The organism is Salinicola aestuarinus (genome assembly GCF_003206645.1).
In the GTDB taxonomy this organism is placed as follows: domain Bacteria; phylum Pseudomonadota; class Gammaproteobacteria; order Pseudomonadales; family Halomonadaceae; genus Salinicola; species Salinicola aestuarinus.
Genome location: NZ_PZJP01000008.1, coordinates 42,833 through 66,702 on the forward strand (window position 1 = coordinate 42,833; position 23,870 = coordinate 66,702).

Genomic DNA, 23,870 nt, shown 5'->3' on the forward strand with positions numbered 1-23,870 from the left:
CCGCAACAGATTCGTATCGGGGAGCGCGCATGACGCAGCGAACGGTTTTCGTCAACGGTGACTATGTCGATGAGCGAGAGGCCTGTATCTCGGTCTTCGATCGCGGCTTTCTCTTTGCCGACGGTGTCTACGAGGTGTGTTCGGTACTCGATGGACGTTTGGTCGACTTCGAGGCGCACATGCGCCGATTGCGTCGGTCGGCGAGTGAGCTCGACATCGTGGTGCCCTGGGACGACCCGTCGCTGCTCGAGATCCACCGTGAACTTCTGCGTCGCAATGCGCTGGAAGAGGGCATGGTTTACCTTCAGCTGACGCGCGGCAGCAGTGGCGATCGCGATTTCCACTACCCCGAAATGGCGACGCCCACGCTGGTGCTCTTCACCCAGGCCAAAGCGCTGGTCGACGCGGCTTCAGGGCATCGCGGCATCCGCGTGGTGACGCAGCCTGACTGGCGCTGGGCCAGACGCGATATCAAGACGGTGCAGCTACTCTATCCGGCGATGGCGAAGATGGCCGCTCGCAACGCGGGCGTCGATGACGCCTGGATGGTCGAGGAGGGTTTCGTTACCGAGGGCGCCTCCAACAACGCCTGGATATTGACGGCAGAAGGGCGTCTGGTAACTCGCGAGCTCTCGCACGATATCCTGCCGGGTATCACTCGCGCGGTGGTGTGTGAGCTGGCAGATGCACTCGGCCTGGTGGTGGAGGAGCGGGCATTCACGGTCGAGGAGGCGCAGAGCGCTGCCGAGTGCTTCGTGACCTCGGCCTCGTCGTTCGTGACGCCGGTGATCGAGCTCGATGGGGTCGCCATTGCCGAGGGGCATCCTGGCGAGGTGGTGCGTCGACTGCGTGAGCGCTATATCGAGGAAAGCCGGCGCCGCGCGCTGTAACGCTGAGCCCCGGCGGCGTCAGGCGTCGCCGGCGCTCAGCGACGGCAGGGCGAGTTCCAGCATCGCCCTGGGCCGGGCGGGTCAGAGCGCAACGCGACACACGCCCACAAAAAAGCCCACCGTAAGGTGGGCTTTTTCGATGCTGTCTGGTGGCTACGCCCTGATTCGAACAGGGGACCCCATCATTATGAGTGATGTGCTCTAACCAGCTGAGCTACGTAGCCAATGTTGTCTCGCATCTTGCGTGACAACGGGGGCGAATATTACCATAACTCGATGATGCGTCAACGAATTTCTGGAATTTTCGCCGCCCGCTTTAGACGTTGAAGCGGAAGTGCATCACGTCGCCATCCTGGACGACGTATGTCTTGCCCTCGAGACGCCATTTGCCGGCTTCCTTGGCGCCGTTATCACCGCCGAGCGCGACGAAATCGTCATAGCTCACCACTTCGGCGCGAATGAAGCCCTTCTCGAAGTCGGTGTGGATCGCGCCGGCCGCCTGCGGGGCGGTAGCGCCGATCTTCACGGTCCAGGCGCGGACTTCCTTCACACCAGCGGTGAAGTAGGTCTGCAGGCCCAGCAGACCGAAACCGGCGCGAATCACGCGGTCGAGCCCGGGTTCGTCCATCCCCATCTCATCGAGGAACATGGCGCGCTCCTCGTCCTCGAGTTCTGAAATTTCCGCCTCGAGTTTGTTGCAGACGGGCACGACCACCGCATTCTCCTCGGCGGCGATTTCGCGAACGATATCCAGGTGCGGATTGTTCTCGAAGCCGTCCTCGGTGACGTTGGCGATGTACATGGTCGGCTTCAGCGTCAGAAAGCCGTAGCTGCGGACCTGGCGCTGTTCGTCGGCATCCAGGGAAAGGCTGCGCAGCGGCTTGCCCTCTGCCAGGTGCGGCTGGATGCGGTCGAGTATTGCCTTGGTGGCCACTGCCTCTTTATCACCGCCCTTGACCGCACGTGCCAGACGCTGGATGCCGCGCTCGACGGCGTCGAGATCGGCCAGTGCCAGCTCCAGATTGATCGTCTCGATGTCGGCACGCGGGTCGACCTGGTTGGAGACGTGAATCACGTTGTCGTCGTCGAAACAGCGCACTACATGGGCGATGGCGTCGGTCTCACGAATGTTGGCCAGAAACTGGTTGCCCAACCCTTCGCCCTTGGAAGCGCCTTCGACCAGCCCGGCGATATCGACGAACTCCATCGTGTTCGGCAGCACCTTCTGCGGCTTGACGATCTCGCTGAGGCGGTCGAGACGGGGATCGGGCATCGGCACGATGCCCGTATTCGGCTCGATGGTGCAGAAGGGAAAGTTCTCGGCGTCGATGCCGGAGCGCGTCAGCGCGTTGAAGAGAGTCGATTTGCCCACGTTGGGCAGGCCGACGATGCCGCAATTGAAACCCATGGTGCGTTCCTGAAGGCTAGTTCTGGAAGCCGTGCGTTAGGGCACGGTGAAAGTGCGAATGGCGCGCATTCTACGGGACCTCGCCGGCCTGGGCCATACTCTTGGCGCGCGCAGGCCTCGGAGCGCGACAGGTAGCGCCAGGACGCTTCGCCGTCCGCAGAGCGAGTCGCTGACTCATGCGTAGGCTGCGAGTCGTCAATCCAGAGGGTGGGGGGGGGCGTCAGCTCGGTTTGAAGCTGTGGAGGCGATTCATCGCCTTGGCCCAGTCACCCGTGAGCGCGTCGGGAAGCGTCATGGTGATTTCATCGATAGCGTCGTCGATCGCCTGGCGCTCGGCCTTGCCGGGGCGGCCCAGTACGTAGTTCGTGACGAGCTTGGCCGTGCCGGGATGGCCGATGCCGATACGTAGGCGGTGAAAATCCTTGACGTTACCCAGAGCGCTGACGATATCGCGCAAACCGTTGTGGCCACCGTGGCCGCCGCCGGTCTTGTAGCGAGCGAGTCCCGGGTCGATATCGAGTTCGTCGTGGGCGACGAGCAGCTCTTGCGGGGCGATCTTGAAGAACTGACACAGTGCAGCCGTGGAGGCACCGCTGCGATTCATGAAGGTGGTGGGATTGAGCAGGTGCAGATCGCGTCCACCGAGCGTGATCTTGGCGTAAAGCCCCTGAAACTTGCGCTCGGGACGCAGCGATGTCGCTGCGTCCCGGGCAAGACGTTCGACCAGCCAAGCACCGGCGTTATGACGTGTCTCATGGAACTCCGACCCCGGGTTGCCGAGGCCGATGACCGCTTTGACTTCACTCATACCGACTTGCCTGTCCTGATCGCGTCGTCGAGGCGCTTAGGCCTCGTCTTTCGGCTCGCCGTCTTCGTCGACGCCTTCACCCGCCAGCTCGTCATCACGCACGACGGTCGGATGCGTCACGCTGACGACGCCAGCGTCGTGCTCTTCGCCGTGGGAGAGTTCGACCAGTGACAGGCCTTCCGGCAGCTTGATGTCGGAAAGGTGAATGGTCTCGCCGAGACCCAGCTCAGCGACGTCGACTTCCAGGTACTCAGGAAGCTTCGACGGCAGGCAGCTGACCTGAACGTCGTTGCTGAGCACGTGCAACACGCCGCCTTCATCCTTGACGCCCTTGCACTCTTCCTCGTTGAGGAAGTGGAGCGGAACGTTGATGGTGATTTCGTGAGTCGCATCGACACGCATGAAGTCGGCGTGAGTGATCAGCGCCTTGTACGGGTGGCGTTGCAGATCACGGATGATGACCTGCTGGCTCTTGCCGTCGACTTCGATATCGACGATCGAGGAGAAGAACGCCTCGTCTTCGATGGCCTTGTAGAAGGCCGGCTTGTCGATAGTGATCGGCAGCGGCTCGGCTTCACCACCGTAGATGATGGCGGCGACCTGTTCGTTCTTGCGGCGCAGGCGGCGGCTCGCACCTTTCCCCAGCTCCGTACGAACGTTGGCAGTCAGTGTGTAATGGGACATCGATTGTCACCTCTATTGGTCAAGAAAGGAGAGCGGCACGGCCCGCGACCAGGCCGTGCCGTCTCCTGAGTGCGACTGCCTTCACGGCAGTCGCTCGGCTATCCGCGCGGTGTAACCACGATAACGGGGTGCCTTGGGCGCCCGCGTTTCAGTGGAACATCGCGCTGACGGATTCTTCGTTGCTGACGCGGCGAATGGCTTCGGCGATGAGGCCGGCGACCGTCAATTGACGGATCTGACCGCTGCGACGCGCAGCTTCGGAGAGCGGTATGGTATCGGCAACCACGAGTTCGTCAAGCACCGAGCCACTAATATTGTCGACCGCCGGCCCTGAAAGGATGGGGTGAGTGGCGTAGGCGACGACGCGACGCGCACCGTGATCCTTGAGGGCTTCGGCCGCCTTGCAGAGCGTGCCGGCGGTGTCGACCATGTCGTCGACCACCACACAGGTACGATCCTGGATGTCGCCGATGATGTGCATCACCTGCGCCTGGTTGGCCTGAGGCCGGCGCTTGTCGATGATCGCCAGGTCAACATTGAGCTGCTTGGCGATCGCGCGGGCGCGAACCACACCGCCGACATCCGGTGAGACGACGACAAGATTGTCGTAGTTCTGACGCTCGATGTCGTCGAGCAGGATCGGCGAGCCGTAGACGTTGTCCACCGGCACGTCGAAGAAGCCCTGGATCTGATCGGCGTGCAGATCCATTGTCATAACGCGATCGACGCCGGCCTTGACCATCATGTCGGCGACGACCTTGGCCGAGATCGGCACGCGAGCGGAGCGAACCCGGCGATCCTGGCGCGCGTAGCCAAAGTACGGCACCACGGCGGTGATTCGCGTGGCCGAGGCGCGGCGAAGCGCGTCGACCATCAGGATCAATTCCATCAGGTTGTCGTTGGTCGGCGCGCAGGTCGACTGCAGGATGAAGACATCCTTGCCGCGCACGTTTTCGTTGATCTCGACGGCGATCTCGCCATCGCTGAACTGACCGACCGTGGCATGGCCGAGCCGGTTGTCGAGACTCTCGGCCACTTTTGACGCGAGTGCGACGTTGGCGTTACCGGTGAAAACCATCAATTTAGACACGCGCAGCCACCTTTAAGAGCTTGAGAGGGTCGGTAGGGAGTCGATTTGCGTTGAAGCGAGCGAGTCTGCAGAGGGAACTCGGGGGGCGCGGCGAGGGCGCATGACCGATTGCCGAGCCGGTGCGAACGCACGTATCACCTCCGCGAGTCTCGCGATCCGAGGAGAGTCGAACGTCGAAGCGGCGGAAGAAGCCATGGCGGCGCCGGTAGGGAAGTCGTGTGGACTGAAGGGCCATCGCGTCCCGGTTTCCGTATGCAGGCTTTTGAAGAGCGAAGAGATGGCTGGGGTACCAGGATTCGAACCTGGGAATGCCGATACCAGAAACCGGTGCCTTACCACTTGGCTATACCCCAGCAATGTCGGTAGCGCACATTATGCGCAAAGGCGCTGACCGTTGACCAGACGTGCACGTAAAACCAGTCTCGAGTCGCTGTCGGCTAAGAGGAAATGACGATGGTGCATTCATCTCTCTCGTTGCGATGGCGTCTCGCGTGCAGCCTCAATCGAGTCTCAAGGTGCGATGCAGCGGTGAGCGATTGCAGCCGCGAGCCTTGAAGACCTGCCACTCACTCGGTGCGTTGCGAAGCGCCTCGTCGGCCAGGGCATCGTCGAGCGGGCAGAAGACGCAGGCGCCTGTCCCGGTGAGCATGGCCGGACCGTACTGGGAGAGCCAGACGATGGCACGGTCAACTTCGGGATAGAGCGCGCGAACGCTGCTTTCGCAATCGTTGCGCCACACCGTGTCGGGGGTGGCCCCGGTGAGTGCGTGGCGCATACTAATGGCGAGGCTATGACGTGTCAAACCGGGGTGGTTGAAGACGGCGGCGGTGGAAACGCTCACGCCCGGATGCACGATGACGAACGGGGTTTCCTCGAGTTGGACCGGGCTGAGGCGCTCACCTACGCCCTCTGCCCATGCGCTGTGGCCGCGGACGAAGACCGGCACGTCCGCGCCGAGTTCGAGGCCCAGCTCGGCGAGTCGATCGATGCCGAGCGCCAGCCCCCAGAGTCGGTCGAGACCGAGCAGTGTCGTCGCGGCGTTGGAGCTGCCGCCGCCCAGTCCGCCCCCCATGGGGAGTCGCTTGTCGAGAACGATATTGGCCCCCGCGCGGGTTCCGCTTGCTGCCTGCAGGCGCCGGGCGGCTTTGACCACGAGGTTGTCGTCATGTGCCACGTCTTCCAGCGCGGATGACAGCGCTATCCTGCCATCCTCACGCGGGGAGAAATGAAGCGTGTCCGCGAGGTCGAGCAGTTGAAACAGCGTCTGGAGATCGTGATAGCCATCGTCGCGGCGTCCGGTGATCCGCAATAGTCGGTTGAGTTTCGCGGGCGCAGGCAGGGATAGCGGGGTTGCTCCGGCGCTAGGTTCCTTGCCGGGGGTCATGGTGTCTCACCGGCAGTGCCAGGACGCCATTCGTTGACGACTAAGGTGGCGCGAACCTCGTTGTAAGTCATGACCAGGCGTCGCGGCAGCCAGAGCTCACCGGCGTAGGTCCAGTCACGATATTCAATGCGCCAGCCCGCTTGTTGAAGCGTCTTGGGAAAGCCGAAGGTGTCAGGCGTCGTCTCGAAGACGCTACCCGGCGCCGGCAGGCCGCGCACCCAGTAGTCGAGCGCGGAGATCGGTAGCGACCAGCCCAGCTGCTGTTGCATCAGCGCCTCCGGGGAGGCCGCTTCGAAGGTGCCGTCACCGGTGGTCAACCTGACCGCGCCCGCACGGCCTTCGAGCACGCTGCGGCCGGCGCCGAACGGCCCGCTGATCAGCATGCGATAGTGCTGTGGCGTCTGTCGCCAGTCGAGGTTGGCGCTGGTGCTGTCCTGCGGCGTTCGCAGGCCGACCTTACCGGCGATCTGCCAGGTGTCGAGGGCGGTGAGATCGTCCTGCTGTCGCGCCCAGTCATCACCCTGACGAGGAGTCTCCGGCATCGGCGCCTGGCCGGCACAGCCGGCAAGCCAGAGCGCGACGAAAAGCGCACCGAGTGGACGCCAGCCGCGAAGGCCAGATTGTGGCTTGCAACGCGGGGAATCACTGGCCGTTGGCAGCATCGGCATGGGTACGTCCTGTCGAAATCGAAGAAGAAGTAGTGAGGCCAAGCTCGGGGTGGCGACGGAGCAAGTCGTCGATGTCCGGGTGCGTCTCGCTGCTCGACAGCGCCGCGTTCACCACGCGTTTCGCTTTCTCGGTCTGGCCGAGTGTCAGCAGCGTTTCGGCGTAGTGGGCGGCAATCTCCTGATCGGGTACCGCCGCGTAGGCTCGCTGCAGGTAGTCAAGCGCGAGCTGCGAGTCGCCGAGCTTGAAGTGAATCCAGCCCAGACTATCCAGAATCGCCGGGCTGTCGGGTTCGATGGCGGCGGCGCGCTCGACGAGCGAGAGCGCTTCGTCCAGCCGATCGGTTTCCGTTGCCAATGTATAGCCGAGCGCATTGAGGGCAGCGGCGTCGTTCGGGTCGCGATCGACCAGCGTTTCGAGCGTTTCGAGCATTCGCGCCAGATTGCCCTGGGCGTAGTCACGCATGGCCCGGGTATAAAGTAGATCGTTGTCATCGGGGGCCTGGGTGAGCGCATCGCTGAGCAACGCATCCGCCGCGGCCATCTGGCCTGCGCTGTCCAGCGCCTCGATACCCAGTTGCGTCAGCGTCGTGCGGTGACGCGCATGGCGAAGCGATTCCACGCGGACGAATTCCTGAAGTGCCGCGTAGCGCGCGTCACGCGCCAGCATTCGGATCGCCAGGGCGCGGGATTCGTTGAATCCGGGGCCGGGCGGCACTTGACGGTAATAGAGCAGCGCGTTGTCGGTTTCGCCTCGTTGCTCGGCGATGCTCGCCAGCAGGAGATACGCGCCGGGCGGGGTGTTGTCGCGATCCAGCAGGGGGAGCAGGAGTCGCTGAGCCGGCGCCGGGGCGTCGAACTGGAGATAGAGCCTGGCAAGCGCGAGGCGTAGCGTCGGATTGTCGGGGTAGCGCTGGAGCAACCGGTCGATCTGGCCCTCCGCGGCGGGGATGTCTCCCCGTGAGATCGCGCTCTGCGCCAGGGCCAGGAAAAAGCGGCTATCGCCGGGCGCGAGTGCAAGCCCGCGCCTCGCCGCGGATTCGGCGAGGCCGGTATTGCCGGCTTCGAGGGCGATCTGCGACTGCACGAGCCAGAGCTCGGCGGTGGCGAGGGTCATGGCCGAGAGGCGATCGATACGCGCCAGCGCTGCCGTCGGGTCACCGCCGACCGCTTCGAGTCTTGCCATCGCCAGCCCCGGGTCCAAGTCGGCCGGATGGGCGTCGGCGTAGGCACGAAGCGGCGGGACGAGTTCGCCAAGCGCGACTCCAGACTCGAGGGCGAGGTCGACCAGCGCCAGTAGCTGGCCGTCGCCCCCCTGGCGCGATAGTTCGAGGCGATGGCGAAGCGCCAGCGCCCACTCCCCGCGATCAATGGCAATACCCGACAGCAACGCTTCCGGGGCGTCGTCTTCAGGTGCCAGTGTCTGCCACAGGTCGGCGGTGCTGGAGAGCAGGTCGGTATCTTCGGTATAGCGAGCCGCGAGCGTCGCACGCTCGGCCAGCGCCGCTGAGCGGTAGCGCCTGGCGGCGCCTTGGTATCCGAGCGCGGCGCGTCGAAAATCGCCGCGCTGCCCCGCCATCTCCGCGAGCATGACGTCTGACAGCCCCTGGGCGTCGAAGCCGCGAGTGATCGGCGGTGCGTTACGCATCGGGTCGGGATGGGGGGGCGCGGTGGAATCGGCCGACATGCCTTGGCAGCCGGTCAGAAGCGCCGCGCAGCCGGCGGCGTAGAGCAGACGTTTGGCCATGCCGTCCTCGGGGTCGATCGGTGGCTCAAGCATACCCCGTGAATGCCGGGGGTCAATCGGATGGAGCCGGCGACGCCCTGCGCGCGCAGAGGTTACAAACGAGGGGTAACGCATTGCCTGCTAAGGGTTCTTGGGTTGTGCTAAAATGGCGCCGCTGCGGGGGCCAAGCCGGCCTGGCTGATTCGCTAAGCCGCCGGCGACGCGCTGCGTGAACTGTTGCGAGAGGGGGGCGCGAGTTCGAATGGTGCCGTCATCCGTTCCCGCCGAATCCGCGTAGAGCCTCGGTAAGCACTGACCCCGCGTTGCGGCTGCCCCTGGCGAACCGCTCGACGATGGGCAAGCGGGCATTCATTGCCCAGGTGCCGTCATCGTGATCGTCCGTTCCGACGTGCCGACCTCGGTGATTTGACCCATGCAAGATTATTGACCGTGATTTCATGACGCTGCTAGCTCTGGGTATCAATCACAAGACCGCCGCGGTGGACATGCGCGAGCGAGTTGCCTTTTCGCCGTCGCAGTATGCCGCGGCGCTAGGACAGCTGCGCGCGCTGCCTGACGTGCATGAGGCGGCGGTGCTCTCTACCTGCAATCGCACCGAGCTCTACTGCGTCACAGCCGATGGCGGCGAGAGCCAGCTGCTGGAGTGGCTGAGCAGCTTCCACGGCATGGCAGCCCACGAGCTGCTCAATAGTGCCTACCACTATCATGAGGGCGAGGCCGCTCGGCACCTGATGCGCGTCGCCGCCGGTCTCGACTCGATGGTACTGGGCGAGCCGCAGATTCTTGGCCAGTTGAAGGATGCCTACCAGCTCGCTCGCGAACACGCCGGTCTAGGCAGCGAGCTCGAGCGACTGTTCCAGCAAACGTTCTCGATCGCCAAACAGGTGCGTACCGAGACGTCGATTGGCGAGAACCCGGTCTCGGTGGCCTATGCCGCAGTGAGTCTCGCCAGTCGAATTTTCGATGATTTCGGCCGAGCGCGAGCCCTGCTGATCGGTGCGGGAGAGACGGTGGAACTCGTGGCGCGTCATTTGCGAGAAGCCGGGATCCTGGGAATCACCGTCGCGAACCGAACCCTGGCCCGCGCGGAGGCGCTCGCCGCCGACTGCGGGGGTAAGGCGATCGAGCTCGGCGGCATTCCGCAGGCACTGGAGCAGGCGGACATCGTCATCGCGTCGACGGCAAGCGACCTGCCGATCCTGGGTAAGGGCATGGTCGAGCGAGCGCTGAAAGTGCGCCGGCATCGCCCCATCTTCATGGTGGATATCGCCGTGCCCCGCGACATCGAGCCCGAAGTGGGTGACCTCGATGACGTCTTCCTCTACAGCGTCGACGACCTGCAGCAGGTGATCGCCGAGAACCGTCGCCATCGCGAAGTGGCTGCCAGCCAGGCCGAGACATTGATCGAGCAGGGCGTCGAGCACTGGCTGCACGAGCGCCGTGTGCGCGGCGCTGGCGATCTGATCCGACGCTATCGCCAGCATGGCGAGTCACTGCGCCAGGACGCCGAGACACAGGCGCTCGCGCAGCTGGCGAGAGGCGAGGATCCCGAAACGGTCATCAAGCGGCTCTCGCATCAGCTCGCCAACAAGCTCATGCACGGCCCGACCCTTCGTCTTCGAGAGGCGTCGGGCGAGTCGCGACAAGACATTATCCAGGCGGCCGACAGCTTGCTGATCGACGCCTCCGCCACGACACAGGATTCCGCATGAAAGCGTCTCTGCGCGAACGACTGGACGCCTTCCACGACCGCTTCGAGGAGCTGTCCGCGCTACTTTCCGAGCCCGATACCATTGCCGATCAGCCCCGTTTTCGCGACTACTCTCGCGAATATGCCGAGCTCGAGCCGGTTGTCGAGTCCTGGCTTGAGTATCGCCGCACCGAGGGCGATATCGAGGCCGCCGAGCAGATGCGACACGACAGCGACCCGGAGATGCGCGAGCTCGCCGAAGAGGAGTGGCTCGCGGCTCGCGCTGCGCTCGAAGAGCGCGAAGCGCAGCTCAAGCGTCAGCTGGTGCCCAAGGACCCGGACGACGGCAGCAACGTGTTTCTCGAGATTCGGGCGGGCACCGGCGGTGACGAGGCGGCGCTGTTTGCCGGCGATCTCTTTCGCATGTACTCCCGTTACGCCGAGCGCCGCGGCTGGGGCGTGGAAATCGTCAGCGCCAATCACGGCGAGCACGGCGGTTACAAGGAGGTCATCGCTCGAGTCAAGGGCGACAGCGTCTACGCCATGCTCAAGTTCGAATCCGGCGCACACCGGGTCCAGCGCGTGCCCGCGACGGAATCCCAGGGGCGAATTCATACCTCGGCCTGCACCGTTGCGGTGATGCCGGAGGCAAGCCAGGTCGGTGATATCGACATCAATACCAACGATCTGCGGGTGGATACCTTCCGCTCCAGCGGTGCCGGCGGCCAGCACGTCAACACCACGGACTCCGCGATTCGTATCACCCACCTGCCGTCCGGGGTGGTGGTGGAGTGTCAGGAGGAGCGTAGCCAGCACAAGAACCGTGCCAAGGCGATGTCGCTGCTGGCCGCCCGACTCAAGCAGTCAGCGGTAGACAGTCAGCGCCAGCAGCAGGCGGATACCCGCCGCTCGCTGGTCGGCTCCGGCGACCGTAGTGAGCGCATCCGCACCTACAACTTTCCCCAGGGACGGCTCACCGATCATCGCATCAACCTGACGCTCTACAAGCTCAATGAAGTGGTGGCGGGCGATCTCGACGAAGTGCTGGTTCCGCTGATTAACGAGTATCAGGCCGATCAGCTGGCGGCGCTGCAGGGCGATGCCTGAGTCACTGTCGCCGATGACCGTCGACGAGGCGCTGAGACACGCGGCCTCGCGTCTGAGCGAGAGTCCGTCGCCGCGTCTCGACGCCGAGGTTCTGTTGATGCACGTGCTCGACGTCGGGCGCACCTGGCTCTACACCTGGGGCGATCGCCATCTCGAGGCGGGCGCCGAGGGCCGATTCGAAGCACTGCTGGCTCGGCGACAGGCCGGGTGGCCGGTCGCCTATCTCGTCGGTCGCCGCGAGTTCTGGGGCCTGATGCTGGACACGACGGCAGCGACTCTCATTCCGCGTCCCGATACCGAACGGCTGGTCGAGGCGGCGCTGGCCTCGGCGGCGCAGCCTACGGGCGCGCTGCTCGATCTCGGCACCGGCACCGGCGCGATCGCCCTGGCATTCGCCAGTGAGCGTGCCGGCTGGCGGGTCAGCGGCGTCGATTTCTCGGCGGAGGCGGCGGCGTTGGCAGCCGCCAACGCCGAACGTCTCGGCCTCGATGTCGAGATCCTCGTCAGCGACTGGTTTTCGGCAGTCGCCGGACGACGTTTCGACGTCATCGTCTCCAATCCGCCCTATATCGCCGACGACGATCCGCACCTCGAACGGGGGGATGTACGATTCGAACCCCGAAGCGCCCTCGTCGCTGAGGCCGGCGGTTTCGCCGCGCTGGACACGATCATCGACGGCGCCCGCTCGTACCTGAACGCCGGCGGCTGGCTCTGGCTCGAGCATGGCTTCGAGCAGGGCGAGAACCTTCGTCGGCGCTTCGAGCATTATGGGTATCACGAGATCGCGACACTCGAGGATCTCGGGGGGCGCGACCGCGTCACCGGCGCAAGATGGCGTGACGACGCGACGCCAGCCAGCGCCTGACGATGCCCGTTGGCTGTCCGGCCTTGGGTATTGCAGATGTGTCCGCCGCGAGGCTGTGATAGTACTAATGCGCCGACTCCGCCGGCGCTGCGCGGGCGGGGTCGTTACTCCTCGATTCACTGGCTGGAACAATGACAGCAATGAAAGCCAAATCGCGCTCTCTCGATCGTATCGATCTCAATATCCTGCGCTGTCTCCAGGACAACGCGCGGATCTCCTACGTCGATCTCGCCACCCAGGTGGGGCTGTCGACCACGCCGTGTCTCGAGCGGGTCAAACGACTCGAACGCGCCGGTGTCATCCGCGGCTATCGCGCACTGCTCGATCCCCACGCACTGAAGGCCAACCTGCTGGTCTTCGTCGAGATTAGCCTGAGTACGCAGTCCCCGGCGGTCTTCGACGAGTTTCGCCGCGCCGTGGCGGAACTGCCGCAGATCCAGGAGTGTCACCTCGTCTCGGGGCAGTTCGACTATATCCTCAAGTGCCGGATTCCCGAGATGTCCGCCTATCGCCAGCTGCTGGGCGATGTGGTACTGACGCTGCCGGGCGTCAAGGAGTCGAAGAGCTACGTGGTGATGGAGGAGGTCAAGGAAGCCCTGTCGCTGCCCATTCCCGACCTGGACACGATCGAGGAACGCTGAGTCGCTTCGCTTGCCACGCTGCCCACCAGTGGTGCGATCCACGCTTTATCCAACGCCATCGATGAGACGCCATGAACGACGATCAGCTGCTCCGCTACAGCCGCCACATCATGCTCGAGGAGATCGATATCGAGGGGCAGACGCGCCTGCTCGACTCTCATGCGCTCGTCGTGGGTGCCGGCGGGCTCGGCTCGCCGGCGGCGCTCTATCTGGCCGCCTCGGGCGTAGGGCGGCTGACCCTCGCCGATGACGACGTTGTCGAGCACTCCAATCTGCAGCGCCAGATTGCGCACACGGAGGCATCACTCGGGCGTTTCAAGGCCGAGTCCGCGCGCGAGGCGGCGCTGGCGCTCAACGGCGAGTGTCGCATCGAGGCGCTGTCGAGCCGTCTGGCCGGCGAGGCACTACTCGCAGCGGTGGAGGCGGCGGATGTCGTACTGGATTGCACCGACCGCTTCTCCAGTCGTTTCCCCATCAATCGCGCCTGCGTCAAGACGGCAACGCCACTGGTCAGCGGGGCTGCCATCCGCTTCTCCGGACAGCTCGCGGTGTTCGATCCCAGCGTCGCGGCGTCGCCTTGCTACGCCTGTCTCTACGGCGAGGAAGGGGATGATGACTCGCTGACCTGCGCCGAAAGCGGTGTCGCGTCACCGCTGGTGGGCGTCATCGGGAGTTTTCAGGCGCTGGAGGCCCTCAAGCTTCTGAGCGGCGCCGGGACGCCGCACCGTGGACTTTCCACCTTCGATGGGCTTCGCGGCGAGTGGCGTCGTTTCGAACTGCCGCGAGACCCTCACTGTGCGGTTTGTGGGGCGGCCGTGTCCGACTGAAAAGACTCCCGTTCGAGAACCGTTTGCCAGCGCGCTCGTCGACGCCGGTGGCCCGAGCCGCCAAGATATTCATCAAGGAAAAGATGCCACTCCTCGCTTTGCCACTGCGACAGGCGACGCGCGAAGCGTTGGACATCACGGCGGCGTTCGTGGCGCGGATTGATCAGTGGCCGTGCCTTTTCCAGGTCGATGAAACAGGCGGCGAAGCCATGTGTGGCGGCCGTGTCGGGACGCAGGAACACATGCTTGGCATACAGGCTGCCATGGCGCCAGCGTCTCGCGTGTAGTCGGCGCAGGAGTGCCGCACAGCTGACGACGATCGACTGGCGAATCGGTTGTGAAAGCGTGTCCCACCGCGCATTCAGCGAGACGAGATCGGTGTAGCCTTCCAGTTCCGGCGTTGCCAGAATCGCCTCCCAGTTACCGTCGCGGCGACGCTCGGCATGGTAGGCAGCGGTCAGCGCTGGAATATCCAAACGATGAAACGTCTCGATATTGCGGACTTCGCGCGAGAATGTTGGCTCGCCGAGAGGTCGACGGAGGCTGCGCCCAAGGTGATTGGTCTGTCGCTTCAAGAAAAAGGTACGAGTTGGCAGGCCCGGCGCGTCGAGCGTCAAGCGCACCACTTCGGAGTGACCGCCACGCTCGCGGTTGGGTAGGTCGACCGGCGTGAGTGTCAGCGCCCATAGCGCGTCGAAATCGGTCAGGTCATTGTGCGCAAAGTAAGGGCGGTAGGCGGGAGAAAGGGTCGGGTGCACGTTAGGTCTCGGTAGCCGGCAGTCATTAGGTGGGCCGAGGAGCCGCCGCGTAATGGCTTCTCATGGCGCTCGCCCAGGAGCGACGATATCATCAATTTAAGCGGAGCTTAAGATTTGCCATGAGCGTTTCGCCACCGCACAGCTACTACCACGCCACTCGACAGGTCGAGTTATCCGCCACGACGCCGCTGGCGGGGGAGAGGACGGCCGACGTCTGCATCATCGGGGGCGGCGTGACCGGCTGTTCGGCGGCGCTGCACCTGGCCGAGCGCGGCTATCGTGTCGTGTTGCTGGAGGCCGGCGAGATCGGACATGGCGCCTCCGGTCGAAGTGGCGGGCAGATCCTGCCCGGCTTCGGTACGGAGATGCCGGCGATCGAGAGCGTAGTGGGACTCGACGCCGCGCGGCGCCTCTGGGCGATGAGCGGCGAGGCCGTGGATCTCACCCAGCGGCTAATCGCGACCCACGACATTCCCTGCGACCTGCGCCGTGGCTACGTCCATGCGGCGGTGAAGCCCCGTCATGCCCATGCCATGCGCGCCCATGCCGAGCGTATGGCGCGCGTCTATGGCTATACCGGTGAGCGCTGGCTCGATCCCGAGTCGCTGCGAGACCATGTCAGGACTGACGCCTATCGTGGCGGGTTATTCGATGCGGCCGGTGGTCATCTTCACCCTCTCAATTACACCCTGGGCCTGGCGCGGGCGGCACAGCGTGCCGGCGCGACGCTTTACGTCCGCTCTCCGGTCATCCGGGTCGAGCGCGGTGATGTCACCCGGGTCATGACGGCCAGCGGATGCGTGCGGTGCGACGTCGTCCTCGTCGCCTGCAACGCCTATCTCGACGGTCTGGTACCGCAGCTGGACGGTCGCATCATGCGGGTCAGCAATTACATCATCGCGACGGAGCCACTCGGCGACGCGCTGGCAGCCGACATATTGCCGAGCGATCCGGCGGTCTCGGATGCCAATTTCGTGCTCGATTACTACCGGCTCTCCGCCGACCGCCGTCTGCTGTACGGCGGCGAGGTCAGCTATAGCGGTCGCGAACCGCGCGGACTCGACCGCCGCATGCAGGCCAAGATGGTGTCGCTGTTTCCGGCGCTCGCTGGCACGCGAATCGACTATCGCTGGGGCGGGCAGGTGGGGATCACGCTCAATCGCGCGCCGGATTTCGGCCGCCTCGACGAAACGCTCTATTACGCCCACGGCTACTCCGGGCACGGCATGGCGCTTGCGGGGCTGGCGGGCCAGCTACTGGCGGAGGCGATCGACGGCAACACAGGGAGATTCGACGACATCGCGGCGATTCCGCATCGCCGCTTTCCCGGCGGGGAGCGTCTTCGCGTACCGCTGCTTGCCCTGGCGACAACGTTCTATCGTCTGCGGGACCGTTGGTGATGTCGTTGCGTGTCACCGCCTAATCGGCACCGATATGGCGTTCGCGAACCATGCGATGCAAGGTGGTCATCAATCTCGCCGCGCCGGGGGACATGCGGCGCTCACGCAGGCTGATCAGCCCGTAGGGCTGCACGCTGAGCGCCTCCGGCAGCGCGAGAATTGCAAAGCGCGGCTGACGACAGAGCAGCTCCGCGACTTCCCGCGTCGTCACGGTGATCGCATCCGAACGATCGACCATCGCCAGCGCCATGTAGATGTCCGGGGTATTGATGATCCGTTCGGGCGGCGGGGTGTCGAAATGCAGAAAGAGATGCTCCACGCGCTGACGCATCAGCGACCCGGTGGGTTGAAGGACCCAGGGATAGCCGCCTAGCGCCTCGGGATCACTGATCGGGGTGTCGGCCAGCGGGTGATCGGCACGACAGACCGCGCAGAGAGCTTCCTCGCCGATCTCCTCGAAGACGAATTCGCTGGCCGGCATGTCTGTCGGAATACGCGCGATGGCGAAGTCGTAGACACCGGCCCTCAGTCGCGGCACCAGCTGGCGACTGACGTCGACGTCGATATTGACCTGCAGATGGGGCGCTTCACGGTGGACGCGTTCAATGGCGGTCGCCAGCAGGGTCACCGCGGGTGCCATGACCGTGCCGACGGAGACGGTACCGGCATTGCCTTCCTTGAGCGCGTTGATCTCCTCGCTCGCCTGGGTCAGCGACGTCAGCATGCCATGAGCATGTCGGATCAGGCTTTCGCCGTACCAGTTGGGCGTGACACCTCGGGAGTGGCGATCGAACAGCGCCACCCCCAGGAGAGCCTCGAGATCACCCAGCAGTTTCGACGCCGCCGGCTGGCTCATGCCGAGGCGCTCGGCGGCACGGTGCAGGTTGCGGCACTCGTCGAGTGCGACGAATAGCTGCAAATGACGAAACTTGAGCCTGACGCTGAGAAACCAGTCGGGCGACAGCAGATGGGGGGAGCGAGAGCGCATCGGGTCACCTCGACGGTTCGACTTTGGTTGATCCTTGAAACGGCGTTTCGGCGTAGCCAACTCACCGTACAGCGGCTAGGTTGAAAATTCCGAAGCCGGCACTCGACTCGGCTTCATCGTCTCAATGGTCGAGGGGACCTTCATGACACATCGCGCTTTTTCCTGGTCGATGGGAGTAGGGCTGTCGCTGGCAGCAATCGTCGCAAGCCAGGCCGCGGCCGCGCCCAGTGGCAGTCAGGCGGCCATGCCGTCGACGCTGCCTCCGGGTATCGAGCGCTCGGGGTTCGGCACGCTTCCGGATGGCCGTAACGTCGAGTGCTACACGATCACCAATGCCAACGGCATCGAGATGCGGGTCATCAACTACGGTGGAATCATTTTGTCGCTGGAGACACCGGACCGCGACGGCCACATGGACGACATCGTGCTCGGCTTCGACTCGCTTGGCGATTATCTCTCACCCACCTATCGTCAAGCCAACCCCTACTTTGGTGCCCTGATCGGCCGATATGGTAACCGTATTGCCAACGGTGAGTTCGCAATCGACGGTCAGACGTACGAGCTGGCGACCAATGACGGGCCGAATACGCTCCACGGTGGCGACGAAGGATTCAATCAGAAACTCTGGCAAGTGCAGCCATTCACCAGCGCGGAGGGGCGCGGCGTCGTACTGTCCTACACCAGCGCCGATGGGGAGGAAGGCTTCCCCGGGGAGCTCGCGACCCGAGTGACCTACACGCTGACCGATGAAGATGCGCTGGTGATCGACTATCAGGCGCGAGCGAGCCAGACCACGCCGGTCAACCTGACTCAGCATAGCTACTTCAACCTCGCGGGCGAAGGTGATCCGAGCATTCTTGACCACCAACTGACGATCAACGCCAGTGCCTACACGCCCGTCAACGAAACACTGATCCCGACCGGCAAGATCGCCAGCGTCTCCGGTACGCCGTTCGATTTTCAGACCCCGACCGCGATCGGCGAGCGACTCGGCCAGAGCGATACTCAGCTTGCCTATGGCAAGGGCTACGATCACAACTACGTGCTGATCAAGAACGCCAGCGCGCGGGATGCACTGACTCTTGCAGCCCGGGTGGTCGAGCCGCAGAGCGGTCGCGTACTGGAAGTCGATACGACGGAGCCGGGCATCCAGTTCTATTCCGGCAACTTCCTCGACGGCACACTCGTCGGCAAGAGTGGCAAGCCCTACGTGCTGCGCTCCGGTTTTGCCCTCGAAACCCAGCACTTTCCCGACTCGCCGAATCAGCCGAACTTTCCTTCCACGCTGCTGGCGCCGGGCGAGACTTACCATAGCCAGACGGTCTACCGCTTCAAGACCGAGGACGCGCTTCCCTGACGATGCCGGCGTCATCCGCCCGACGCCGACCCACCGACCGCCCATCCGGGCGGTCTTTTTTTTACCCGGCTGCCCGGCGTGACCAAAGTCGAGCGAGACTTTGGTCTGTCGGAAAATGCCGAACGCCCTGAAACGCTGAGCCTGATATCAGGCTTCATCGTCAGTGATATCCAGAGTGATATCGCTAGGTGCGGCTTTGGATATTAGGCGGTTATTGACCTCGATCTTATCGTCGCGGAGTACCGGCAATTCATGCCGCCAATAACAAATCGGGCCCGTCAGGGCGGAGGAAACCATGAACCGTACCTTCAAGCGTTCGCTACTGGCTTTCAGCATCTCTATCGGCATGGGCATCGGCGGGGCGCAGGCTCAGGACGACGTCAAGATCGGCTTCATCGTCAAGAAACCCGAGCAAGCTTGGTTCATCAACGAGCAGGACGCCGCCTCGAAACTGGGTGAGGAGGAGGGGTTCGAGGTGGTCCGTCTGGCCGGTGAGGATGGTCAGCAGGTGCTCAGCGCCATCGACAACCTGAACTCTCAAGGGGCACAGGGCTTCGTGATCTGCCCGCCGGACGTTCGCCTGGGGCCGGCCATCATGAACCGGGCAGAGCAGTACGGCATGAAGGTTGTCACCGTCGATGATCAGTTCGTGGGAACCGATGGTGAACCGATGGCGGACGTCCCGCACCTGGGAATGTCCGGTTACAAGATCGGTCGCCAGGTCGGCGACACCATAGCCGAAGAGATGGAAGCGCGCGGTTGGGACATGGACAGCGTGGCGGCCTTGCGGCTCAGCAACAATGAGCTACCCACCGCGAAAGAGCGGACCGACGGTGCCACCGATGCGCTGGTCGAGGCGGGCTTCGATGAAAGTCATATCTTCGATGCGCCGCAACAGAATACCGACACCAGCAGCGGTTTCGCTGCCGCCTCGCCGGTCTTCTCCAAGAACGCCGATTTCGAGCACTGGGTGATCTATGCGCTCAACGAGGAGAGCGTTCTGGGGGGCGTGCGCGCCAGTGAGCAGTACGGTCTGGATGCCGAGGACGTCATTGGCGTGGGCATCAACGGATCGGGGGCCGCATTCGCGGAGTTCCAGCGACAGAATCCGACCGGTTTCTACGGCACCGTGGCCGTCAGCTCGACCATGCACGGCCGTGAGAGTGCAGAGAATCTCTACACCTGGATCACCGAAGATGACATGCCGCCGGCCAATACCGAAACCACCGGAGAGCTGATGACCCGCGACAACTGGGAGCAGGTGCGCGAAGACCTTGGGCTCTGATCCGACGCCAATCAAGGGGAGGGTCATCATGGCACAAGCGCAAACGAATCTGCGCGTCGACGGCATTACCGTCGAGTTTCCGGGCGTCAAGGCGCTCGACGGTGTGAGCTTCTCTGCCCGCGGCGGAGAAGTGCACGCACTGATGGGCGAGAACGGCGCCGGCAAGTCCACGTTGCTCAAAGTGCTGAGTGGGGTCAATCGCGTGACGGCGGGCCAGCTCTGGATCGACGACGAAGCGGTCGTCTTTGCCAACGCACGGGAGGCGCTGGCGAGCGGCGTGGCCATCATCTATCAGGAGCTGACGCTGTCGCCCAATCTGTCGGTGGCGGAGAACCTGCTGCTCGGCCAGCTGCCGGCGCATCGCGGTTTTATCGACCGCCGGCAGCTGAGGGAGCGGGCGATGACGATTCTCGAGGACCTGGGAGAGGGCGGCATCCATCCCTCCACCAAGGTGCGTGAGCTCTCCATCGGTCAGCAACAGATGATCGAAATTGGCCGGGCGCTGCTGCGCGACGCTCGGATCATCGCCTTCGACGAGCCGACCAGTTCCCTATCGGTGCAGGAAATTCGACATCTCAAGCGAATCGTCGCCCGTCTTCGCGACGAGGGACGCGTCGTGCTCTACGTCACTCACCGCATGGAAGAGGTGTTCGAGATGTGCGATGCCGTGACGGTCTTCCGCGACGGGCGACATATTCGCACCCACGACACGCTGGAGGGAGTCGACAACGATCTGATCGTCAGTGAAATGGTGGGACGGGATATCGCCGATGTCTACGGCTACCGCCCGCGCCAGCAGGGCGAGGTGTTGATGCGCCTGGAGGGGATCGAAGGTCGCGGCGTCCGCGCCCCGGTCAGTCTCGAGATCCACCGGGGCGAAGTCCTGGGGCTGTTCGGTCTGGTGGGCGCCGGGCGCAGCGAGCTGATGCGCCTGGTCTGTGGCGCCGAGCGAGCCAGTGGGGGGCGCGTGATCTTCGACGGCGAGGCCAGACGTTTCGCCTCGGCAGGTCAGGCCATCCGCGCCGGCATCGCCATGTGTCCAGAGGATCGGAAGTCGCAGGGGATATTCCCGGTGGCAAGCGTCTCCGACAACCTCAACGTCAGTTGCCGACGCTTCTTCCGTCGCTGGGGCATTTTCCGCAATGCCAGGCGCGAGACCGAAAACACCCGTCACTACATACGCCAGTTGAGTATCAAGACCCCGGGGCCGAAAACGCCGATTGCCAACCTCTCGGGGGGCAATCAGCAGAAGGTGATTCTGTCACGTTGGCTTGCCGAGCAGATCGAGCTCTTCGTGATGGACGAGCCGACTCGCGGCATCGACGTCGGCGCGCGTCGTGACATCTACTCGTTGCTCTACGATCTCGCCGAGCAGGGCAAGAGCGTGCTGGTGATCTCGAGCGATCTGGCCGAGGTGAGTTCGATCTGCGATCGGATCGGCGTGATGCGCGATGGTGAGCTCGTCGACGTCGTCCCGCGTGATCAAGCCACGCCGGAGCGGCTACTCGGCCTGGCGCTTCCCGCATGATGTCACGCGGCTCGCCTCGCTGACTGAAGAATGGCCCGTTGACTGAATGGATGGCTCGCCACACGAACGGCTGGCTTGCTTACCAAATCGATTGAAAGGAACTGTCGTCATGTCCAGTGACAAAGCCGCGTCCGCTGGCGCCACCGCGTCGGTAGGGCGCCGGGGATTGCCCAAGCCGCTGCGGGCGCTACTCGATACGTCGGGTCTCATCGCTGTCTTCATCCTGCTGTTCATCGGCCTGTCGGTGCTGGTGCCGGACTTTTTGACCGGTCGCAATATCGTCGGGCTGCTGCTGTCGATCACGCTGATCGGCACTATCGCCACCACCATGATGATGGTCCTCGCCCTGGGCGAGGTCGATCTCTCGGTGGCGTCCATCGTCGCTTTCGCTGGCGTCGTCGCCGCCACGGTCACTTCGACCAGCGGTAGCGTCTTCATCGGTGTTGCCGTGGGGATTGGCGCAGGCGCCGCGGTCGGGGCATTCAATGGCTTCGTTGTCGCGCGGTTCGGCATCAATTCGTTGATTGCCACGCTGGCGGCGATGGAGTTCGTCCGCGGTCTCGCCTACATCACCTCCGGTGGTGACGCGGTCATGATTACCGTGCCGGGCTTTTTCGATCTGGGGAGCGCCAGCTTTCTCGGCCTGACGCTGCCGGTCTGGACCATGATCGGCTGTTTCCTGGTGTTTGGCGTGGTGCTTAACCTCACGGCCTTTGGGCGTAACACTTTGGCAACCGGGGGGAATTCGGAAGCGGCGAGTCTCGCCGGGGTCAACGTGCGTCGTCTCAAGATCATCGTGTTTGCGCTACAGGGACTGGTCGCAGGGATCGCGGGGGTGCTGCTCACCTCGCGCATGGGGCTGGGCGATCCGAATACGTCGCAAGGGCTGGAACTCGCCGTGATCTCTGCCTGCGTACTTGGCGGCGTGTCGCTCGCCGGCGGTGTCGCGTCGATCACCGGTGTGCTCGTCGGGGTCTTGATCATGGGTTGTGTGCAGAACGCCATGGGGCTGCTGAACGTTCCCACCTTCTACCAGTACTTGGTTCGCGGGGCGATTCTCCTGCTGGCGGTAATGTTCGATCGCTGGAAGCAGAGTCGGCGCGCCGGAGGATAAGACGACAGCCCCCGAGACGTTGGTCTAAAGCCGCTGCAACTTTGGTCGTGGGATCGTCGAGGGGCGCACCGCCAGCGCCCCCGGGACATCAAGTGTCGTGCTAATTGATATTCATTGTTGTATCGGATTTTCGGTTATCAGGGATTACCGGTTATCGGTTCGGCTCGATACCGTGACGCGTCGCAATAACAGTTCGTCAACGGCCGCGTCACTACCGAGGAGACCGCCATGCAAGACACTGCGCAAACGGCGTCGGCACTGCCCACCCTCATGCTGATGGGTATTGCGGGCCTCGCCATCGCCACTTTGCTCCTGCTGATCATCAAGGTCAGGCTTCATCCTTTTTTCGCGCTGGTCATCGTCAGTATTGCCACGGCGCTGGCGACGGGCATCTCGGTTGCCGACCTGCTGCCGGTTTTGCTCGATGGATTGGGTACGACACTGGGTAACGTCGCCCTGCTGATTGGCTTCGGGGCAGTACTCGGCCGGCTGGTGGCGGTCTCGGGTGGGGCTCGCGTGCTGGCGGATACGCTAATCCGGGCCTTCGGCCGAGAGAAAGCCCCGCTGGGTCTGTCGATCGCCTGCCTGCTTTTCGGCTTTCCGATCTTCCTGGATGCTGCCTTCGTGGTGATGCTCCCGGTGATCTACTCAGTGGCCCGCGAGCTCAAGGCGTCGCTGCTGCTCTACGGCCTGCCGGCCGCCGGTGCGTTCCTGGTCATGCACGCACTGATGCCGCCGCACCCCGGCCCGGTGGCGGCCGCGGTCTTTCTGCAGGCGGACATCGGTCAGGTCCTGCTCGTCGCCCTGATCGTGGGGCTGCCGACCTGGTATCTGATGGGCTACCGGCTGTCGCTGCTGCTGGCCAACCGCACGCCGTTCCAGCCGGTGCCCAGCCTCATGGGAGATGAGGCCGATGAGGTGCCAGCCGCACGGCGGCCCAGTTTCCGAACCGTGCTGCTGGTATTGCTGCTGCCGCTGGCACTGATCTTTCTCAACACCGGCCTGTCGACGCTGGTCAATAGCGGCGCCATCGACGGTGACAACGCGTTGATTCGCACCTTGACGCTCCTCGGCGAGACCCCGATTGCGATGCTGATCAGCACCTGCGTGGCGATGTGGCTACTGGTGATACGGGGTGGCGAGAGCGGTGCGATGGGGTCGATCAACGAGGTCGTCGAACAAGCACTGGCGCCAGTCTGCAGCATCATTCTGATTACCGGCGCCGGTGGCATGTTCGGCGGGGTGCTGACCGCCAGCGGCATTGGGGATGCGCTCGCCGATAGTCTGCAGACCTTCGGCCTGCCGGTGATCGTCGCCGGTTACGTGATCGCGTCCGTCATCCGTATCGCTCAGGGATCGGCGACGGTGGCAGGCACCACGGCGGCCGGCATCATGGCACCGGTGGTGCTGGGTGATCCGTCGCTCGCCGGTTTGCCGGCGGCCTGCGTCACCGTGGCGATCGTGGCCGGCGCCATCGGCTACTCCCACGTCAACGATTCGGGATTCTGGCTGGTAGGTCGCTTTCTGGGCGTCGACACCCAAACCATGCTCAAGACATGGACGGTCGTCTCGACGGGTATCTCATTGATGGCATTCGGTCTTGCCTGGCTGTTCTTCACGCTACTGTGATTCGA

The 23,870-nt window shown here is 63.8% G+C and carries 21 protein-coding genes and 2 tRNA genes; 12 read left to right on the plus strand and 11 right to left on the minus strand.

Translation table 11 applies throughout. The features are described from left to right. Positions 1 to 29: 29 nt before the first annotated feature. On the plus strand, positions 30 to 890 hold the full coding sequence (locus tag DOM41_RS12105; protein ID WP_110687133.1) for a D-amino-acid transaminase: 861 nt from the start codon (positions 30 to 32) through the stop codon (positions 888 to 890). A gap of 147 nt (positions 891 to 1,037) precedes the next feature. Here the strand turns inward: DOM41_RS12105 and DOM41_RS12110 are convergent. The 9 genes from DOM41_RS12110 to DOM41_RS12150 all read right to left on the minus strand — a co-directional run bounded on the left by DOM41_RS12110 (position 1,038) and on the right by DOM41_RS12150 (position 8,676). Continuing rightward, positions 1,038 to 1,114 (minus strand) — tRNA-Met (locus DOM41_RS12110). 92 nt (positions 1,115 to 1,206) lie between these two features. Beyond that, entirely contained in the window at positions 1,207 to 2,298 is a 1,092-nt protein-coding gene (gene ychF / locus DOM41_RS12115) for a redox-regulated ATPase YchF (protein ID WP_110687134.1), read from the minus strand. Between the two features lie 220 nt (positions 2,299 to 2,518). Continuing rightward, entirely contained in the window at positions 2,519 to 3,106 is a 588-nt protein-coding gene (gene pth / locus DOM41_RS12120) for an aminoacyl-tRNA hydrolase (protein WP_110687135.1), read from the minus strand. 36 nt (positions 3,107 to 3,142) lie between these two features. Next, complete coding sequence (locus DOM41_RS12125; protein ID WP_110687136.1) at positions 3,143 to 3,790, minus strand: 50S ribosomal protein L25/general stress protein Ctc; 648 nt, start codon at positions 3,788 to 3,790, stop codon at positions 3,143 to 3,145. Positions 3,791 to 3,938: 148 nt separating this feature from the next. Next, the gene (locus DOM41_RS12130) at positions 3,939 to 4,880 is read right to left on the minus strand and encodes a ribose-phosphate pyrophosphokinase (protein ID WP_188112401.1); all 942 of its coding nucleotides are present in this window, start codon (positions 4,878 to 4,880) and stop codon (positions 3,939 to 3,941) included. 278 nt (positions 4,881 to 5,158) lie between these two features. Beyond that, a tRNA-Gln gene (locus DOM41_RS12135) sits at positions 5,159 to 5,233 on the minus strand. Between the two features lie 146 nt (positions 5,234 to 5,379). Continuing rightward, positions 5,380 to 6,264: a 4-(cytidine 5'-diphospho)-2-C-methyl-D-erythritol kinase gene (ispE, locus tag DOM41_RS12140; protein ID WP_110687137.1), complete on the minus strand. Its 885-nt coding sequence runs from the start codon at positions 6,262 to 6,264 to the stop codon at positions 5,380 to 5,382. After that, entirely contained in the window at positions 6,261 to 6,926 is a 666-nt protein-coding gene (gene lolB / locus DOM41_RS12145) for a lipoprotein insertase outer membrane protein LolB (protein WP_110687618.1), read from the minus strand. The genes ispE and lolB overlap by 4 nt, the downstream gene beginning before the upstream one ends. Then, entirely contained in the window at positions 6,907 to 8,676 is a 1,770-nt protein-coding gene (locus DOM41_RS12150) for a tetratricopeptide repeat protein (protein ID WP_188112402.1), read from the minus strand. Before DOM41_RS12150 ends, lolB begins: the two co-directional genes overlap by 20 nt. Before the next feature lie 437 nt (positions 8,677 to 9,113). Between DOM41_RS12150 and hemA the strand changes: the two genes are divergently transcribed. From hemA to DOM41_RS12175, 5 genes are all read left to right on the plus strand, one after another. Beyond that, a complete protein-coding gene (gene hemA / locus DOM41_RS12155; protein ID WP_110687139.1) occupies positions 9,114 to 10,388 on the plus strand; it encodes a glutamyl-tRNA reductase in 1,275 nt (424 codons plus the stop codon). Next, a complete protein-coding gene (prfA, locus tag DOM41_RS12160) occupies positions 10,385 to 11,473 on the plus strand; it encodes a peptide chain release factor 1 (RefSeq protein ID WP_110687140.1) in 1,089 nt (362 codons plus the stop codon). The genes hemA and prfA overlap by 4 nt, the downstream gene beginning before the upstream one ends. 13 nt (positions 11,474 to 11,486) lie before the next feature. Continuing rightward, positions 11,487 to 12,338, plus strand: coding sequence for a peptide chain release factor N(5)-glutamine methyltransferase (gene prmC, locus DOM41_RS12165; protein ID WP_110687619.1), 852 nt, complete (start codon positions 11,487 to 11,489; stop codon positions 12,336 to 12,338). 140 nt (positions 12,339 to 12,478) lie between these two features. Further along, positions 12,479 to 12,979, plus strand: coding sequence for an Lrp/AsnC ligand binding domain-containing protein (locus DOM41_RS12170; RefSeq protein WP_110687141.1), 501 nt, complete (start codon positions 12,479 to 12,481; stop codon positions 12,977 to 12,979). Between the two features lie 71 nt (positions 12,980 to 13,050). Next, positions 13,051 to 13,806: a HesA/MoeB/ThiF family protein gene (locus DOM41_RS12175; RefSeq protein ID WP_110687142.1), complete on the plus strand. Its 756-nt coding sequence runs from the start codon at positions 13,051 to 13,053 to the stop codon at positions 13,804 to 13,806. Here DOM41_RS12175 and DOM41_RS12180 read toward each other — a convergent pair. Further along, positions 13,770 to 14,564, minus strand: coding sequence for a lipopolysaccharide kinase InaA family protein (locus DOM41_RS12180; protein WP_157956932.1), 795 nt, complete (start codon positions 14,562 to 14,564; stop codon positions 13,770 to 13,772). The genes DOM41_RS12175 and DOM41_RS12180 overlap by 37 nt on opposite strands. Before the next feature lie 119 nt (positions 14,565 to 14,683). On the opposite strand from DOM41_RS12180, the gene DOM41_RS12185 reads away from it, so the two are divergent. Next, positions 14,684 to 15,964 carry an NAD(P)/FAD-dependent oxidoreductase gene (locus DOM41_RS12185; RefSeq protein WP_110687144.1) on the plus strand — a complete coding sequence of 427 codons (1,281 nt, stop codon included), beginning with the start codon at positions 14,684 to 14,686 and terminating at the stop codon, positions 15,962 to 15,964. A 19-nt stretch (positions 15,965 to 15,983) separates the two neighbouring features. Here DOM41_RS12185 and DOM41_RS12190 read toward each other — a convergent pair whose 3' ends face one another. Then, entirely contained in the window at positions 15,984 to 16,952 is a 969-nt protein-coding gene (locus DOM41_RS12190) for a LysR substrate-binding domain-containing protein (protein ID WP_110687145.1), read from the minus strand. Positions 16,953 to 17,094: 142 nt separating this feature from the next. Between DOM41_RS12190 and DOM41_RS12195 the strand changes: the two genes are divergently transcribed. From DOM41_RS12195 to DOM41_RS12215, 5 genes are all read left to right on the plus strand, one after another. Continuing rightward, positions 17,095 to 18,309: an aldose epimerase family protein gene (locus DOM41_RS12195; RefSeq protein ID WP_245391831.1), complete on the plus strand. Its 1,215-nt coding sequence runs from the start codon at positions 17,095 to 17,097 to the stop codon at positions 18,307 to 18,309. A 295-nt stretch (positions 18,310 to 18,604) separates the two neighbouring features. Beyond that, complete coding sequence (locus tag DOM41_RS12200; protein ID WP_110687146.1) at positions 18,605 to 19,594, plus strand: arabinose ABC transporter substrate-binding protein; 990 nt, start codon at positions 18,605 to 18,607, stop codon at positions 19,592 to 19,594. Positions 19,595 to 19,622: 28 nt separating this feature from the next. Beyond that, the gene (gene araG / locus DOM41_RS12205; protein WP_110687147.1) at positions 19,623 to 21,122 is read left to right on the plus strand and encodes an L-arabinose ABC transporter ATP-binding protein AraG; all 1,500 of its coding nucleotides are present in this window, start codon (positions 19,623 to 19,625) and stop codon (positions 21,120 to 21,122) included. Between the two features lie 109 nt (positions 21,123 to 21,231). Next, positions 21,232 to 22,236: an L-arabinose ABC transporter permease AraH gene (gene araH, locus DOM41_RS12210; protein ID WP_110687148.1), complete on the plus strand. Its 1,005-nt coding sequence runs from the start codon at positions 21,232 to 21,234 to the stop codon at positions 22,234 to 22,236. A 228-nt stretch (positions 22,237 to 22,464) separates the two neighbouring features. Then, on the plus strand, positions 22,465 to 23,865 hold the full coding sequence (locus tag DOM41_RS12215; RefSeq protein WP_110687149.1) for a GntP family permease: 1,401 nt from the start codon (positions 22,465 to 22,467) through the stop codon (positions 23,863 to 23,865). Positions 23,866 to 23,870: the final 5 nt, after the last annotated feature.

What these genes read in the sequence shown, in the direction of transcription:
- pth (WP_110687135.1), bottom strand. Translation starts at nt 3,106, where the DNA reads ATGAGTGAAGTCAAAGCGGTCATCGGCCTCGGCAACCCGGGGTCGGAG.
- DOM41_RS12125 (WP_110687136.1), bottom strand. Translation starts at nt 3,790, where the DNA reads ATGTCCCATTACACACTGACTGCCAACGTTCGTACGGAGCTGGGGAAA.
- DOM41_RS12150 (WP_188112402.1), bottom strand. Translation starts at nt 8,676, where the DNA reads ATGGCCAAACGTCTGCTCTACGCCGCCGGCTGCGCGGCGCTTCTGACC.
- hemA (WP_110687139.1), top strand. Translation starts at nt 9,114, where the DNA reads ATGACGCTGCTAGCTCTGGGTATCAATCACAAGACCGCCGCGGTGGAC.
- lolB (WP_110687618.1), bottom strand. Translation starts at nt 6,926, where the DNA reads ATGCTGCCAACGGCCAGTGATTCCCCGCGTTGCAAGCCACAATCTGGC.
- araG (WP_110687147.1), top strand. Translation starts at nt 19,623, where the DNA reads ATGGCACAAGCGCAAACGAATCTGCGCGTCGACGGCATTACCGTCGAG.
- DOM41_RS12175 (WP_110687142.1), top strand. Translation starts at nt 13,051, where the DNA reads ATGAACGACGATCAGCTGCTCCGCTACAGCCGCCACATCATGCTCGAG.
- ychF (WP_110687134.1), bottom strand. Translation starts at nt 2,298, where the DNA reads ATGGGTTTCAATTGCGGCATCGTCGGCCTGCCCAACGTGGGCAAATCG.
- DOM41_RS12195 (WP_245391831.1), top strand. Translation starts at nt 17,095, where the DNA reads ATGACACATCGCGCTTTTTCCTGGTCGATGGGAGTAGGGCTGTCGCTG.
- DOM41_RS12170 (WP_110687141.1), top strand. Translation starts at nt 12,479, where the DNA reads ATGAAAGCCAAATCGCGCTCTCTCGATCGTATCGATCTCAATATCCTG.
- prmC (WP_110687619.1), top strand. Translation starts at nt 11,487, where the DNA reads ATGACCGTCGACGAGGCGCTGAGACACGCGGCCTCGCGTCTGAGCGAG.
- ispE (WP_110687137.1), bottom strand. Translation starts at nt 6,264, where the DNA reads ATGACCCCCGGCAAGGAACCTAGCGCCGGAGCAACCCCGCTATCCCTG.
- DOM41_RS12215 (WP_110687149.1), top strand. Translation starts at nt 22,465, where the DNA reads ATGCAAGACACTGCGCAAACGGCGTCGGCACTGCCCACCCTCATGCTG.
- DOM41_RS12190 (WP_110687145.1), bottom strand. Translation starts at nt 16,952, where the DNA reads ATGCGCTCTCGCTCCCCCCATCTGCTGTCGCCCGACTGGTTTCTCAGC.
- prfA (WP_110687140.1), top strand. Translation starts at nt 10,385, where the DNA reads ATGAAAGCGTCTCTGCGCGAACGACTGGACGCCTTCCACGACCGCTTC.
- DOM41_RS12185 (WP_110687144.1), top strand. Translation starts at nt 14,684, where the DNA reads ATGAGCGTTTCGCCACCGCACAGCTACTACCACGCCACTCGACAGGTC.
- araH (WP_110687148.1), top strand. Translation starts at nt 21,232, where the DNA reads ATGTCCAGTGACAAAGCCGCGTCCGCTGGCGCCACCGCGTCGGTAGGG.
- DOM41_RS12105 (WP_110687133.1), top strand. Translation starts at nt 30, where the DNA reads ATGACGCAGCGAACGGTTTTCGTCAACGGTGACTATGTCGATGAGCGA.
- DOM41_RS12200 (WP_110687146.1), top strand. Translation starts at nt 18,605, where the DNA reads ATGAACCGTACCTTCAAGCGTTCGCTACTGGCTTTCAGCATCTCTATC.